This window comes from Bacillus paralicheniformis (genome assembly GCF_002993925.1).
Taxonomy (GTDB): domain Bacteria; phylum Bacillota; class Bacilli; order Bacillales; family Bacillaceae; genus Bacillus; species Bacillus paralicheniformis.
This window is the reverse complement of record NZ_CP023665.1, coordinates 3704126-3718362: the sequence shown is the minus strand read 5'-3', so window position 1 is coordinate 3718362 and position 14237 is coordinate 3704126. Positions and strand designations below refer to the sequence as shown.

Sequence of the window (14237 nt, the reverse complement as noted above, 5' to 3'; positions counted from 1 at the left end):
ATGACAAAATCCCAAAACAAAAAGTCGTTTTGGGATTTTGTCAACAATCTGCAAGCCCGGCTCATAAGCCGGGCTTTTCTCATTTAAAATGACTTCAGCACATGTTCCCTGTATTGTGTTGCACCTTCAGCAAGCTCGCTTTTTCCGGCCGTGCCTGCTTGATAGAAGACGTACGGCGGAAGGTATGTAGTACCGATGAAGTTGCTTGTCGCCTGAAAAGGGCGTAACAGTTCGCTGATCGTATAGTGATTTGACCCGCCGGCCTGATAGGCTTCTTCGGGAGCGCCCGCCGATACAGCGACCATGAATTCTTTGCCGTGAAGCGCTGTGCCGTTTGTTCCGTATGCCCAGCCGTAGAGAAAAACGTGGTCCAGCCATTTTTTTAAAAGTGGCGGCGAGCTGTACCAATAAAGCGGAAACTGGAAGACGATCCGATCGTGTTCTTCACAAAGTTTTTGTTCTTTTTCCACATCAATGGCCTCATCAGGATATTCCTGATAAAGGTCGCGGAATGTAATGCCGGGTACATCTTTCAATGTGTCTGCAAATGCTCTGTTCACAACTGACTGCTCCATATTCGGATGAAATGCGAGTACCAATACTTTCATGATTCCATCTCCTTCTTCCATTTTATTCATCTTAACGAACAGCCAGCTTGGATTCAACAAAAACGCTTCATCCCTATTCAAGGAATCGGGCCGTGACAAAGGTCTTGATATAAGCCGCAAGACACAGAATTTGCATGCCTTGGAGGAAGATGCGAAAGGTCAAAATCCGAGTTTCTTCATTTATATATAAACATAAGTAAAAAGTCTCTTAAAGACTGCCATGAAAAAATAAGGCAAACAGGTGAAAACGGAGCTATAGACATGGATCTTCATGATCGGGCGATATCTATTAATGCGATTATTCCGAATTTTAGGCAAGTTGAAATGGAAATGTGGATTTATATCCGGATGAATGGTTCAAGTCAAAAGCTCCCGTTATCTTCTAAAAAATTAAATATGAATGCAGGATGAATTAATGGTTTTTTGTTCTCATCAAAAACGCTTCTACTTCTTTGACGGTTAATCCCATTTCTTTGGCCTCCAACATAAGGGCTCTCCATTCGTCGATATTGGCTTGGGTCAGCTCCCTGTTTCGATAAAGCGTCCGTTCTTTCTTTTTCTGTTTGAGACGGTGTGTGAATTGAAACAGTTCTTCCTGGTTCATCCCCGCCTGCACGGCCTGTACAAGGTGGGTTCTCCACTCGTCTTCATGCTCGGTCCGGCGATAAAGGATCACTTCGGTATCAAACAATTCCTTTAATTCCACTTTCAGCGCACGGGAGATTTTTTTTAGGAATTCGACTGACGGATTTCTGTGAACGCCGCGTTCGATTTTGCTTAAATATGATTTTGATACGCCTGCTATATCAGCAAGCTGGTTAATGGAGTAGCCTTTTCTTTTTCTGTACATTCGGATGACTCTTCCGATCATACTGATTCCTCCTCTTCCCCTTGCCATTCATATAAAAACGCTTTCCTGTTCATTATAAGAAATAATTTGTTCTTTATAAAATTCAAAAATTTAAGATATCGACAGAAAATAAAAGAAAACGAACGGATTTGTTCTCTAAAAAGAACTATATAGCTAAATTCAGCATTTTTCAATTCAAATTTTTTCTTTTATAATCCAATCATTAACAAACGGCATTCCTGAGGAGGCAGTCAAGCATGAAAGAAAATATTGATTTTAGAGAACTGATTGCAATCTTGCGAAAAAGAACGGTTCTTATTCTCGTTTTGACAATAGGTGTAACATTGACGACCGGAATCATTCAGTTCTATGTGCTGACACCTGTCTATCAGGCATCGACGCAGATTTTGGTGCATCAAGTAGGAGAGAAAAAAGGGAGCGCCACGTACAGCGATATTCAAATCAACCTGCAATACACGCGGACATTCCAAGCGCTTCTGAAGAACCCGGTGATTTTGGAGCAAGTCAAGAGAGAGCTTGATTTACCTTACTCTGCCGGCCGGTTGGGTGAAAAAATCGCAACGAGCAGTGAAAGCGAATCAGAGATTATTAACATTACAGTTCAAGACGAAAATCAGAAACGGGCAGCCGATATAGCGAACACGCTAACAGCGGTGCTCAAAAAAGAGATTAAGAAAATCATGAACACCGATCGGATAACCGTCCTTTCAAAAGCCGACATCGTCGATTCGCCGACTCCTGTCAGACCGAATTACAAAATGAATATTTTGCTGGCATTCGGCGCCGCAATAATGACCGGAATCGCTTTGGCGTTCTTTTTGGATTTTATCGATGATACGGTTGCAAGGCCGTCTCAAGTCGAAAAGGAAGCGGGATTTATTTATTTGGGAAGTATTGAGCAAATGAAGCATACAAAAAGTCTGTTTCGCGGAGACCCCGATATGAATATCCGTGTGAAAGCAGGAAGGAGTGAGCCGCTTGGCTATTAGAAAAAAACGCTCTCGCAAATATCAATCGGCGCTTGTTGCATTGCATCAGCCTAATGCGCCGATCGTCGAACAATATCGGACGATCAGGACCAACATTGAGTTCTCATCCTTTGAGAAGCCGTTTAAATCATTGCTCATCACATCGGGCCTCCCGGGAGAGGGCAAATCATTCTCGGCTTCAAACTTGGCGGTCGTATTTTCGCAACAGGAAAAAAAGGTCCTTCTGATCGACGCGGATTTAAGAAAGCCGACGATTCACAAAATTTTTGAGCTCGATAATCATTCTGGCGTCACAAATGTATTGATGAAAAAAACGACGCTGGAAAATGTCGTGCAGCAAAGCCCGGCGGAAAATCTCCATGTGCTGACAAGCGGTCCGATTCCTCCGAATCCGTCCGAGTTGTTGTCGTCGCAGGCGATGGAGGATCTGCTTGCTGAAGCGTACAACCAGTACGATTTAGTCATCCTTGATTCACCGCCGCTATTGCCGGTCGCAGACGCGCAAATATTGGCGAACCAAGTGGATGGAAGCATCCTTGTCATCCTCAGCGGAAAAACAAAGCTTGATAACGCGATCAAGTCGCGGGACGCGCTGAATTCTTCAAAAAGCGAACTGCTCGGCGCCGTGTTGAACGGGCGGAAAGTGAAGAAGGCGCGTCAGTATAATTACGCAACCATGTAATCTTTTGAAGCGGCTGCGCCGCTTTAGGTGATGTCTCCTTGCCTTTACCGATGGAGGCACTCGGCTCTACCGTGGGCAGACTACCCGTCTGCCTTAGACGCAAGTCGTCGATGGCGGAGCGTGAGGACGGGTTAAATGCCCATTTTTATTTAATTGACGTGCTCGGTTTAAATTTGAAAATCGCCCGTATCTTTTTAGCTCATGGGATTTTGCCCTAAAAGATCCTATCAGCTAGAAAGATACATTAGGAGGTAGGAAATTGACATATCGGAGAAGGCTTTCCATTATTACCGCACTCGATTCGTACTTGGTTTTGCTGTCCATCTTTATCGGATATCAGCTGATTTCGCCATCATATGATTTATACCCTTCGGAAATGCTGCTGATGACTTCACTGATACTGCTTGGGGCTCAGCATTTATTCGCCCATTGCTTCCACCTTTACAAAAAAGTGTGGGAGTACGCAAGCATCGGTGAATTATATGTGCTGCTTAAATCGATTACCTTGTCCCATCTTGTGACGGCGGTCCTCGAACTGTTTTTCTTTCAAAACGTTCCGGTTCGCCTTTTATGTTTAAGCTGGCTGTTCCAGCTGATCTTGATCGGCGGGTCGCGGATGATGTGGCGCATCATCAGGGAACAGGTGAACAAAGAAAGCAAAGGATCCTTAAAAGCGCTGATTATCGGAGCCGGCTCTGCCGGCAGTTTGATCGCAAAACAGCTTGTGCAAAAGCCGGAATTGAACATTAAGCCTGTCGCATTTATCGATGATGACAAAACGAAATACCGGCTTGAAATCATGGGTTTGCCCGTTTTAGGCGGAAAAGAGCAGATCATGCAGGCGGTTCGGCAGTGGAATATTGACCGGATCATCATCGCCATTCCATCTTTAAGCGTCACTCAGATGCAGGACATGTACAAGGCGTGTGCGCAAACGGGGATCAAAACGCAAATCATGCCGAAAATAGACGAAATTTTGCTCGGCAGACATCCTGTCGGCCAGCTTCGCGATGTCAAAGTGGAAGATTTGCTCGGAAGGGAGCCTGTCCAGCTTGATACAAGCGAAATCTCCAATACGGTCAAGGACCGCGTCGTTCTTGTGACGGGAGCCGGAGGTTCAATCGGCTCGGAAATCTGCCGGCAAATCAGCAAATTTAAACCGAAATCGATTGTTTTAGTCGGGCACGGAGAAAACAGCATTCATTCGATTCTGCTGGAACTGCAGGAGAAGTTCGGAAAGCATGTCGCCTATTATCCGGAAATCGCCGACATACAGGACAGAGAGAAAATGTTTTTGCTGATGGAACACTACAAACCGAATGTCATTTATCATGCAGCTGCACACAAGCATGTGCCGCTGATGGAAAAATGCCCGAAAGAAGCTGTCAAAAACAATATCCTCGGTACGAAAAACGTCGCTGAAGCCGCCGACGAAACCGGAGTGGAAACTTTTGTCCTGATCTCGTCAGACAAAGCGGTCAACCCTGCCAATATCATGGGGGCGACGAAGCGGTTCGCAGAAATGCTGATCATGAATCTCGGCAAAACGAGCAAAACCAAATTTGTCGCCGTCCGCTTCGGAAATGTTCTCGGCAGCAGGGGAAGCGTCATTCCGATTTTCAAAAAACAAATCGCTAGAGGCGGTCCGGTCACTGTCACACACCAGGACATGACGAGGTACTTTATGACGATTCCGGAAGCTTCAAGGCTGGTTATTCAGGCGGGGGCGCTTGCCAAAGGAAGACAGATTTTCGTGCTCGATATGGGCGAACCGGTCAAAATCGTCGATCTCGCCAAAAATCTCATCCAGCTCTCCGGCTATACGACAGACCAGATCAAAATTGAATTTACAGGCATCCGCCCGGGAGAAAAAATGTACGAAGAGCTGCTGAATCAAAATGAAGTGCTGGCAGAGCAGGTTTTTCCGAAGATTCATATCGGCAAGGCGGTCGACGTCGAGCTAACGGTGCTGAAGACATTCATGGAGGAATTTATGTATTTGTCAGACCGCGAGCTGAGAGAACGCTTGTTCCAAGCGATCGGCCAGCATGAGAAAAAGCTGGTGACAGCGCACTAGGGGGAAGAACATGACAAGAACGGTTTTGTTTTGCGCTACTGTGGATTACCATTTCAAGGCCTTCCACCTCCCATATTTAAAATGGTTTAAAGAGCAGGGGTGGAACGTTCATATCGCCGCAAAAGGAGATATGGCACTGCCTTATACAGACAAAAAATTTGATATCGACATCAGGCGTTCTCCTCTGAATGCAAGCAATATCGCAGCCTATCGGGAGCTGGCGCGCATCATTGACGAAAACCGGTACAGCATCATTCATTGCCATACGCCGATGGGAGGCGTGCTGGCAAGGCTTGCGGCCCGGAAACAGAGAAAAGAGGGAACGAAAGTGATCTATACCGCTCACGGTTTTCACTTTTGCCAAGGTGCACCTTTAAAGAATTGGCTGCTATACTATCCGATTGAAAAAGGGCTGTCCGCTTTGACCGATTGCCTAATCACGATCAATGAAGAAGATTTCGTCCTTGCAAAAGGCTTGCGCAAGGCGCTGCGAACAGAAAAAATTCATGGCATCGGCGTCGATACCGAGCGCTTTCATCCTGTCAGCGAAACAGAGAAAATGCTGCTCAGGAAAACATACGGTTTCAAAGAAGACGACTTTATTCTCATATATCCCGCGGAACTGAACGCGAATAAAAACCAGGCGCTGCTCATCGAAACGGCGGCTGCTTTAAAAGATAGAGCCCCAAACTTAAAGCTCGTGTTTGCAGGAAAAGGGCAGATGGAAGAAAAATACCGAAGTCTCGCTGAACAAAAAGGCGTTTCTTCGACCGTCACGTTTGCAGGTTTTCAAAAAAACATCCACGAATGGATTCAGCTTGCCGATGTGTCTGTCGCTTCAAGCATCAGGGAAGGGCTCGGCATGAACCTCCTGGAAGGAATGGCGGCAGGAAAGCCCGCCGTTGCAGCGGACAACCGCGGACACCGGGAAGTTATTCAAGAGGGCGTGAACGGATTTTTGATTCCGCAGGGAGACGCCGGAACGTTCAGCGACCGAATTTTGCAGCTGTACCGTCTGCCTTCTTTGCGAAAAAAGATGGGGGACGCGGGGAGACGAACGGCCGCCGCTTTTTCCCAGCAGCGCACCGTCAAAGAAATGGCGGGCATTTACTCTTCCTTTATGGATCATGAAACAGTTGAAAGGAGGCTGAAAGGATGACAGGGGGTCAAAAGCCGAAAGTTTCTGTCATTATGGGAGTCTACAATTGTGAGGACACGATCGCAGAGAGCATCGAGTCGATTTTAAATCAAACCTATAAAAATTGGGAACTGATTATATGCGACGATGCATCAACAGATGGGACATATGCTGTTGCCAGGCGGTATGCCGATCATTACGCAGATAGGATCAAGCTGATTAAAAACGAGAAGAATCAGCGGCTGGCTGCTTCGCTAAACCACTGTCTCCGGTACGCCGGCGGGAAATATATCGCGCGCCAGGACGGAGATGACATCTCTTTGCCAAGGCGTTTTGAAAAACAGGTCGCGTTTCTTGAATCACAATCTCATTATCATGTCGTCGGCAGCGGAATGATGGCCTTCGACGAAAACGGGATCAGAGGCGTCAGAATGCTTCCTCCCTCTCCCGGGCCGAGAATCATGGCGAAAGGAACGCCGTTTTGCCATGCGACGATCATGATGAGAGCGGAAGTGTACGAGGCGCTGGACGGCTATCGGGTCGGCCGGAGAACAAGAAGGATGGAAGATATCGATTTGTGGCTCCGTTTTTTTGAAGCGGGCTACACGGGCTATAACCTTCAGGAAGCTTTATACAAAGTAAGGGAAGACGAATCGGCGTTTAAAAGGAGAAAGTTCAGCTACTCGATTGACAATGCGTTTATCGTCTTTGCCGCCTGCAGACGGCTGAAGCTGCCGCTCTCAGACTACATTTATATGATGAAACCCATCATCAGGGGGCTCATGCCTCCTTTTATCATGAACAAATACCATAAAAGAAGATTGATGAATGAAGGCGGAGGGGTCGTAAAACATGAGTGACGGAAGCGTGAGACCAGAACGGGTGCTTCACATCGTAAGCGGAATGAACCGCGGCGGAGCGGAGACGATGATTATGAATATATACCGCCATACAGACAGGCGGCATATTCAATTTGATTTTATTTCCCACCGGGAAGAAACGTGCGATTATGATCCGGAGATCATCACGCGCGGCGGCCGGGTGTTTTATGTACCAAGCATCGGGCGGTCGGGGCCTCTCGCCTACATCAAAAACATCAGAAGGATTTTGGTTGAGAAAGGGCCGTATGCCGCCGTGCACGCCCATACGGATTTTCAGACGGGGTTTGCCGCATTGGCGGCCAAGCTCGCCGGCGTTCCGGTGAGGGTCTGCCATTCCCACAACACGGCCTGGAAGCCTAACCCCCGGTTTTGGGATACATGGCAGCTCCTCGCATTCCGCCGTTTGATTTTCTCCAGTGCTACGGATCTGTGCGCTTGCGGCAAAGATGCCGGGCGTTTTTTATTCGGCGGAAAAAAGATGGGCGAAAACGCGGTCCATCTTTTGCAAAACGGGATTGAACTTGACCGCTTCAAAGAAGCGAACGGCTTTTCAAAGACGGATGCAAAAAAGAGCTTCGGCATCAAGGAAGACGCATTGGTTATCGGACATGTCGGCCGTTTTTTTGAACAGAAAAACCACGCGTTTCTGCTCGGGCTTGCCGCTCATTTCAAGAAATCGGGCACGCCTTTTCAAGCGGTGTTCGCAGGTGATGGTCCGCTGCGCAGACAGATGGAAGAAAAAGCCGCCGCTCTCGGTGTAAAAGACGACATTCTGTTTCTCGGCGTCGTCGAAGATATCCCGGCTCTCATGCAGACGTTTGATGTATTTGCCATGCCGTCTTTGTTTGAAGGGCTCCCTCTCGTACTCGTCGAAGCGCAGGCGTCAGGGCTTCCTTGTATTGTATCAGACCATATTACAGAGGAAACCGATTTGGGACTCGGCCTGCTGACCCGTCTCAGCTTAAATGCCGGCTTTGAACGGTGGGCTGAGGATATCAGCCGTGCCGCTCAGGCGAAAAAGCCTGCATGGCCGGAGATTGAGAGAAGCCTGGCAGAGAGAGGCTATGATGCAAAAGCAAATTTGGCGAGACTGATGGACATCTATTCAATCTCCGCGGCAGAAGGACAGTGAGTGTATGTCTGTTTACATGTTGAATATGGGGATTGTTTTCATCTGGTCATGGTTTGCGAAAATGTACGGCAGGGAAGATCACAGGCTGCCGACGGGCTACCGTCCGAATGCGATCCTCACCGTCGTTCCGCTCGCGTCTTTGATTATCGTTGCCGGCTTAAGATACAAGGTCGGAACGGATTACCACACCTATATGCTGCTTTACGAATTAGCCGGAAAATACAACAACATTTGGGAGATCTTCGGTTTCGGAACAGATAAGTCGTCGACAGATCCCGGATTTACCGCACTCTTATGGATATTAAACCAGATTTCAGCCGATCCGGCGCTCATGTTTGCCGTCGTTGCCGCGATTACCTATATCTATATCGTCAAGACGCTATATGTGTATGGAAGGCCGTTTGAGTTGAGCATGTTTCTCTTTATCGGCATGTTTCACTATTACGCTTCGTTTAACGGTATTCGCCAATACATGGCGGCGGCCATTCTGTTTTGGGCGGTCCGGTATCTGATCGATGGGAAGCTGGTGCGCTATATGATCGTCGTGCTGATCTGTTCGCTTTTTCATTCTTCGGCTTTGATCATGATTCCTGTCTATTTCATCGTCAGAAGAAAAGCGTGGTCGCCTGTCCTCTGGTGCCTCATGCTCTTATTTTTGGCGGGAACTTTTCTGTATCAAAAATTTTTGTCCGTATTCCTTGTCGTGCTTGAAAACAGTCAATACGGACATTACGAAGAATGGCTGATGAAAAATACGAACGGCATGAACGCCATTAAAATCATCGTTCTTCTTCTCCCGCTCGTACTTGCATTCTGCTTCAGGGAGCAGCTCAGAAAACGCTGGCCCGAAGTCGATTATATCGTCAACCTTTGTCTGATCGGTTTCCTGTTCGGAATTTTGGCGACAAAGGATGTCATTTTTGCGAGGTTCAACATTTATTTCGGGCTCTATCAGCTGATTCTCGTTCCTTATTTTGTACGGATTTTCGAACCGAAATCGAACGCGCTTCTGTATGTTTTGATTTTGATCTGTTACTTCTTATACAGCTTTATGCTCATGCCGTTCGACTCGTCGGTATTGCCTTACAGAACGATTTTTGAACGTTGAATAGCGGAATATCTTGTGAAAATTTCGACAAAGGAGTCATCACATTGGAAAATCCAGCAGTTAGTCTACTGGTCGCTGTTTATAATACAGAAGCTTTTTTGCCGAATTGTTTGCAATCGCTGATCAGCCAGACCTTAAAAAATATCGAAATCATTATCGTTAATGACGGTTCAACAGACGGAAGCCAGAAGATCATTGATCATTACGCCCGAAAGGACGGACGCATCAAAACGATTCGGCAGGAGAATCAGGGCCTCGGCGCTGTCCGCAATAAAGGGATCGAAGCGGCGTCAGGCGAGTTCTTGGCATTCATCGACTCCGACGACTGGATTGAGCCGGACTATTGCCAATCTATGTATGAAAAAGCAAAGGATGAGGATGCCGACCTTGTCATCTGTGATTATGCCGTCGAAATTCAGGATACCGGAAAAACGGTCTGCCCGGACATCGGGAAAAACTATGAAGGAAAGCCGAAAGAGGCATTCATAAAAGCTTTATTAAAGGGTCAAGTAAGCGGCTTTTCCTGGAACAAGCTCTACAGGCGGAGCCTGATTGAGCAGCATAAGCTCGTTTTCCCGCTGCGCGACGAGCTGGAAAACATCGAAGATCAATACTTCAGCTTCAGATGCCTTCTATATGCGAATACGGCGGCGTTCGTGACTAAGCCGCTTTATCATTACAGGGTCCACCTGTCGTCCATCGTCCAAAAGTATCAGGCGGGGCTGTTTGAAGACGGGCTCGCTCTTTATGAAGCGAACCTTGACTGCCTGACAAAGCACGGAGAGCTTCCGGCTTTAAAGGAGGCGCTGCACGTCTTTATCGTCAACCACGGCTGCATCAGTATTTTAAATGAATGCAAGAGCCGAAACCAAAATCCTTCAATAGAAAAATATAAAAATATCCGCAGCATATGCGCCTGTCCGGAATTCAGGGGGAAAATTCCCGCGGTGGACATGTCGGCATTCGATTCGAAGAAGAAGCTTCTCCTTATGCTGATTCGCTTGCGGTTTATGCCGGCAGTGTATGGATTTGCGGCCATTTACCAGAAAATGATCGAGCACAGAATGAAGAAATAGGCGGTGAGGAAATGACCTTTCAGGAACTGAAGATCAATCTTGCAGAATGGCTTTTGCTCAAGGTGAAATATCCTTCTGAATATGTGATGGGAACGCCGGGTTTGAAGCGTTTTGATCAATACAAAGGCAAGAAAAAAATCATTCTGACTTTAATTCCGTCCCATGATAATTTGGGAGATCACGCGATTGCCCTGGCAAGCCGGACATTCATAGAAAACGAGTTTCCCGATTTTGAATTAATTGAAATCGGCATCAACGATATTTACAAACATGCAAAAGCCCTCATGCGCATCCGCCACCCCGAGGATATGGTGTTCATCATCGGCGGAGGAAACATGGGGGATTTGTACCGCAATGAGGAATGGACGAGGCGCTTTATTATCAAAACATTCAAGCATTATAAAATTGTCCAGCTCCCAGCCACCGCGCACTTTTCCGAGACGCCCCGCGGCAAAAAGGAGCTGAAAAGAGCGAAAAAAGTCTACAACTCCCATCGCCGGCTGTTTATGATGGCGCGCGATGATACAACCTATCAATTTATGAAACAGCATTTTTCAAAGCAAACGATTGTGAAGCAGCCTGATATGGTGCTTTATTTAAAGAAAGAACAGCAGTCTGAAAGAGACGGTGTGCTGGTTTGTTTAAGAGAGGATAAAGAAAGCTTTCTCAGACCGGAAGAGCGTGAAAAACTGATGAAGGCTGTCGGCGACGAATACGGCGGCGTGCAAACTTTTACAACGACGATCGGCAGGAGGGTCAGCCGCATGTCCCGCGAGAAGGAGCTGAATCGGCTTTGGGATCAGCTGAGAGGTGCGGAGGTCGTTGTGACAGACAGGCTGCACGGCATGATTTTTTGTGCGATTACAGGGACTCCGTGCGTTGTGATCCGCTCTTTTGATCATAAGGTGCTTGAAGGCTTTCGCTGGCTGAAAAGCGTTCCTTCGATGAAGCTTGTGGAAAATCCCGATGCGGCAGAGGTTCTCGGCGCAATTGAAGAGCTGATTAAGACCGGTGATTCGTATCGTGAGACTCCGTCAAGGGAGCATTATTTCACAGATTTAAGACAGAAAATTATGGGTGATGTCCAATGAAGCCATTTGTCAGTATCATTGTTCCGATGTACAATGTCGAAGATTATATAGAAGAATGCGTCGATTCCCTGCGCAGGCAGACGCTGAAAAATATTGAAATCATCCTTGTCGATGACGGCTCTCCTGACAGATCCGGGGAGATAGCGAGAAAGTACTGCAGCCTGGATGCCAGAGTGAAAGTGATTCATAAAAAAAACGGCGGGCTGAGCTCGGCGAGAAATGCCGGTCTTCAAGCCGCGACAGGAGATTATGTGGGATTTGTCGACGGTGATGATTTTGTATTGTCTGCCATGTTTGAAAACATGTACGCCGCTGCCAAAAAAGACGACCTTGATATCGTCATGTGCGGGTATCATAAACATTCCGATGCGGAAGACACCTATTTCCCGCCGCCGCTGCCGACCGATCGTCTCTTGTTGAGCTGGGATATTAAACGCGAGCTCAAAAAGGCGCACGAAACCCGCTTCATCTGGTATGTGTGGCGGAATTTGTACAGGCGCGATCTGCTGAAGAAAAACCAGTTGTACTTTTTTGAAGACATTCGTTTTGCAGAGGATTCGCCGTTCAATTTGTACGCCTTTTATGCAGCGAAACGGGTAAGAGCGATCGATGACGGCTACTACATGTACAGGTGCAATCCGGATAGCCTGACGGAGGTGCCGTTTAAACCGTACATGGACGAAAGCCTGAAAAGGCAGTACCGGGCGAAAAGGAGATTCTATGAGACGTTTCAGCTTTTGGATGAATGTGCGGACGATCTGGAAACGTACACATGCAAACATCAAATTCCGATGCTTTTAGCCAATGCCTGTGCGGAACCGAAGCCTTCAAAGCAGGTGAGGCGGCACATTAAAGACATTTTGTCTTACCGGATGGTGCAGTCGTGCGTCAAATCAACGTCTCTCCGCAACCGCAATCTTTTAATCGGCCAACGGCTCGTTTTATTGCTATGCAAGCTGAATATTCCGATCCTGCTCGAATTGTTTTTTAAACGAAATCTGCCCAGTAAGGGATGAGCCTTTTGAATAAGACATTTATTTTGAATCTCGGCGCCAATGTGGCGTCTTTTTTATTATCGGTGCTGTTTTCGATGTGGCTGACGCCTTATGTCATCAAGAACCTCGGTGTTGAGGCGTTTGGGTTTGTCCATCTCACGCAGAATATGATCAATTACTTTTCGATTATTACGGTTGCCTTGAGCGCGGTCGTTGTCCGGTTTTTTTCTGTTTCCGCCCACAGGGGGGCGCTTGATGAAGCGAGGGGCTATATGAATACCTACATCGTTTCATCACTGGTGCTTTCGGTCATCTTGTTTTTTCCGCTTGGCGGCACGGTGTTTTTTATCGATCAGATCATTCGCGTTCCCGCCGGTCTTTTGGGGGATGTGCAGATCGCGCTTTTGATCGGGAGCCTGCTGTTTTTATTGACCTTTGTGATGTCGGGATTTGCCGCCGGTCCGTTTTTTGCCAATAAAATCTATATTACAAGCACGATCCAGGCCGTCCAAATGCTGATTCGCGTCTTGAGCGTATTGTTGATTTTCGCGTGGTTTGCACCGAAGATCTGGCACATTCAGCTCGCCGCTCTTATCGCAACCGCTTCGGCGTGCATCCTGTCGATCTTTTTCTTTAAGAAATTGATCCCATGGTTTACGTTTCGTGTGAGGGATATGTCGTTTGCAAAGTGCAAAAAACTGCTTCAGGCGGGAGGATGGAGCTCCGTCAGCCAAGTCGGCGTCCTGCTGTTTCTGCAAATCGATTTAATGGTGGCGAATGTGATGCTGGGGGTTTCCGAATCCGGCATGTACGCCGCGATCATTCAGTTTCCGCTGTTATTGCGGACGCTTTCGGGAACGCTTGCGGCCGTATTTTCACCTACGATTACACTCTATTATTCAAAAGGCTACAAAGAAGGGCTCGTCCGCTATGCCAACCAGGCCGTCAGAATTAACGGCATTCTGCTCGCTTTGCCGGCTGCGCTTCTGGGCGGGCTTGCCGGCCCGTTTCTGTCGCTGTGGCTTGGCCCTTCATTCGAACATTTGAAATGGCTTTTACTGATACATGCGGGTTATTTGGTTGTTTCATTAAGCCCGGCGCCGCTTTTTTATATTTTTACCGCCTATAACAAGCTGAGAACACCGGCGCTGACCACGGTTGCCTTCGGCGTTGTCAATTTGCTGCTTGCCATCGTGCTGAGCGGACCGGCGGGACTCGGCCTTTACGGAATTGCGCTGGCCGGTGCGGCAGCTTTAATGCTGAAAAATGTCGTCTTCACTCCGATTTATGCGTCAAAGATTACGGGTGAAAGAAAAAGGGTTTTTTATAAAGGTATATACAGGCCGGTTGCCGGTGCTTCATTTACCTTGGCTGTCTGTTACGCTCTTCAATACTTATTTGCAATCGACAGCCTGCTGTCCCTGTTTGTCACGGCGCTTGCTGCGACGGGGACATACGGCCTGTTTGCCTATTTCGTCATGTTGACGAAAGCGGAACGGCATATTGTCACAACAAGGCTCCAAGCATTTCGATGCTCTTTATCCTTCCCGTTTCAAAAGGGATTTTTTAAATAAAAGAAAGGGGTGCGT

Annotated in this window: 13 protein-coding genes; 11 read left to right on the top strand and 2 right to left on the bottom strand. The window is 47.4% G+C overall.

The features are described 5' to 3' along the window. Nucleotides 1-83 precede the first annotated feature (83 nt). Both CP943_RS19045 and slrR read right to left on the bottom strand, forming a co-directional pair. Nucleotides 84-608: an NAD(P)H-dependent oxidoreductase gene (locus CP943_RS19045; protein WP_026580139.1), complete on the bottom strand. Its 525-nt coding sequence runs from the start codon at nucleotides 606-608 to the stop codon at nucleotides 84-86. A gap of 412 nt (nucleotides 609-1020) precedes the next feature. Beyond that, on the bottom strand, nucleotides 1021-1479 hold the full coding sequence (gene slrR, locus CP943_RS19040) for an HTH-type transcriptional regulator SlrR (protein WP_023856335.1): 459 nt from the start codon (nucleotides 1477-1479) through the stop codon (nucleotides 1021-1023). A 236-nt stretch (nucleotides 1480-1715) separates the two neighbouring features. On the opposite strand from slrR, the gene CP943_RS19035 reads away from it, so the two are divergent. The 11 genes from CP943_RS19035 (at nucleotide 1716) to CP943_RS18985 (ending at nucleotide 14222) form a co-directional block, all read left to right on the top strand. After that, on the top strand, nucleotides 1716-2468 hold the full coding sequence (locus CP943_RS19035; RefSeq protein ID WP_026580138.1) for a YveK family protein: 753 nt from the start codon (nucleotides 1716-1718) through the stop codon (nucleotides 2466-2468). Beyond that, on the top strand, nucleotides 2458-3150 hold the full coding sequence (locus CP943_RS19030) for a CpsD/CapB family tyrosine-protein kinase (RefSeq protein ID WP_020453031.1): 693 nt from the start codon (nucleotides 2458-2460) through the stop codon (nucleotides 3148-3150). Before CP943_RS19035 ends, CP943_RS19030 begins: the two co-directional genes overlap by 11 nt. 259 nt (nucleotides 3151-3409) lie before the next feature. Next, a complete protein-coding gene (locus CP943_RS19025; protein WP_105981244.1) occupies nucleotides 3410-5227 on the top strand; it encodes a polysaccharide biosynthesis protein in 1818 nt (605 codons plus the stop codon). Between the two features lie 10 nt (nucleotides 5228-5237). After that, on the top strand, nucleotides 5238-6386 hold the full coding sequence (locus CP943_RS19020; RefSeq protein ID WP_025810732.1) for a glycosyltransferase family 4 protein: 1149 nt from the start codon (nucleotides 5238-5240) through the stop codon (nucleotides 6384-6386). Further along, complete coding sequence (locus CP943_RS19015; RefSeq protein ID WP_023856332.1) at nucleotides 6383-7225, top strand: glycosyltransferase EpsE; 843 nt, start codon at nucleotides 6383-6385, stop codon at nucleotides 7223-7225. Before CP943_RS19020 ends, CP943_RS19015 begins: the two co-directional genes overlap by 4 nt. Then, on the top strand, nucleotides 7218-8378 hold the full coding sequence (locus CP943_RS19010; RefSeq protein WP_023856331.1) for a glycosyltransferase family 1 protein: 1161 nt from the start codon (nucleotides 7218-7220) through the stop codon (nucleotides 8376-8378). Before CP943_RS19015 ends, CP943_RS19010 begins: the two co-directional genes overlap by 8 nt. 4 nt (nucleotides 8379-8382) lie before the next feature. Then, entirely contained in the window at nucleotides 8383-9486 is a 1104-nt protein-coding gene (locus CP943_RS19005; RefSeq protein WP_020453026.1) for a biofilm exopolysaccharide biosynthesis protein EpsG, read from the top strand. Nucleotides 9487-9530: 44 nt separating this feature from the next. Continuing rightward, on the top strand, nucleotides 9531-10562 hold the full coding sequence (locus CP943_RS19000; RefSeq protein WP_020453025.1) for a glycosyltransferase family 2 protein: 1032 nt from the start codon (nucleotides 9531-9533) through the stop codon (nucleotides 10560-10562). 11 nt (nucleotides 10563-10573) lie between these two features. Then, nucleotides 10574-11653, top strand: coding sequence for a polysaccharide pyruvyl transferase family protein (locus CP943_RS18995; RefSeq protein ID WP_020453024.1), 1080 nt, complete (start codon nucleotides 10574-10576; stop codon nucleotides 11651-11653). Further along, nucleotides 11650-12669, top strand: a complete 1020-nt coding sequence (locus CP943_RS18990) for a glycosyltransferase (protein WP_020453023.1) — start codon at nucleotides 11650-11652, stop codon at nucleotides 12667-12669. The genes CP943_RS18995 and CP943_RS18990 overlap by 4 nt, the downstream gene beginning before the upstream one ends. Then, a complete protein-coding gene (locus CP943_RS18985; RefSeq protein ID WP_231005573.1) occupies nucleotides 12666-14222 on the top strand; it encodes an MATE family efflux transporter in 1557 nt (518 codons plus the stop codon). The genes CP943_RS18990 and CP943_RS18985 overlap by 4 nt, the downstream gene beginning before the upstream one ends. Nucleotides 14223-14237 lie beyond the last annotated feature (15 nt).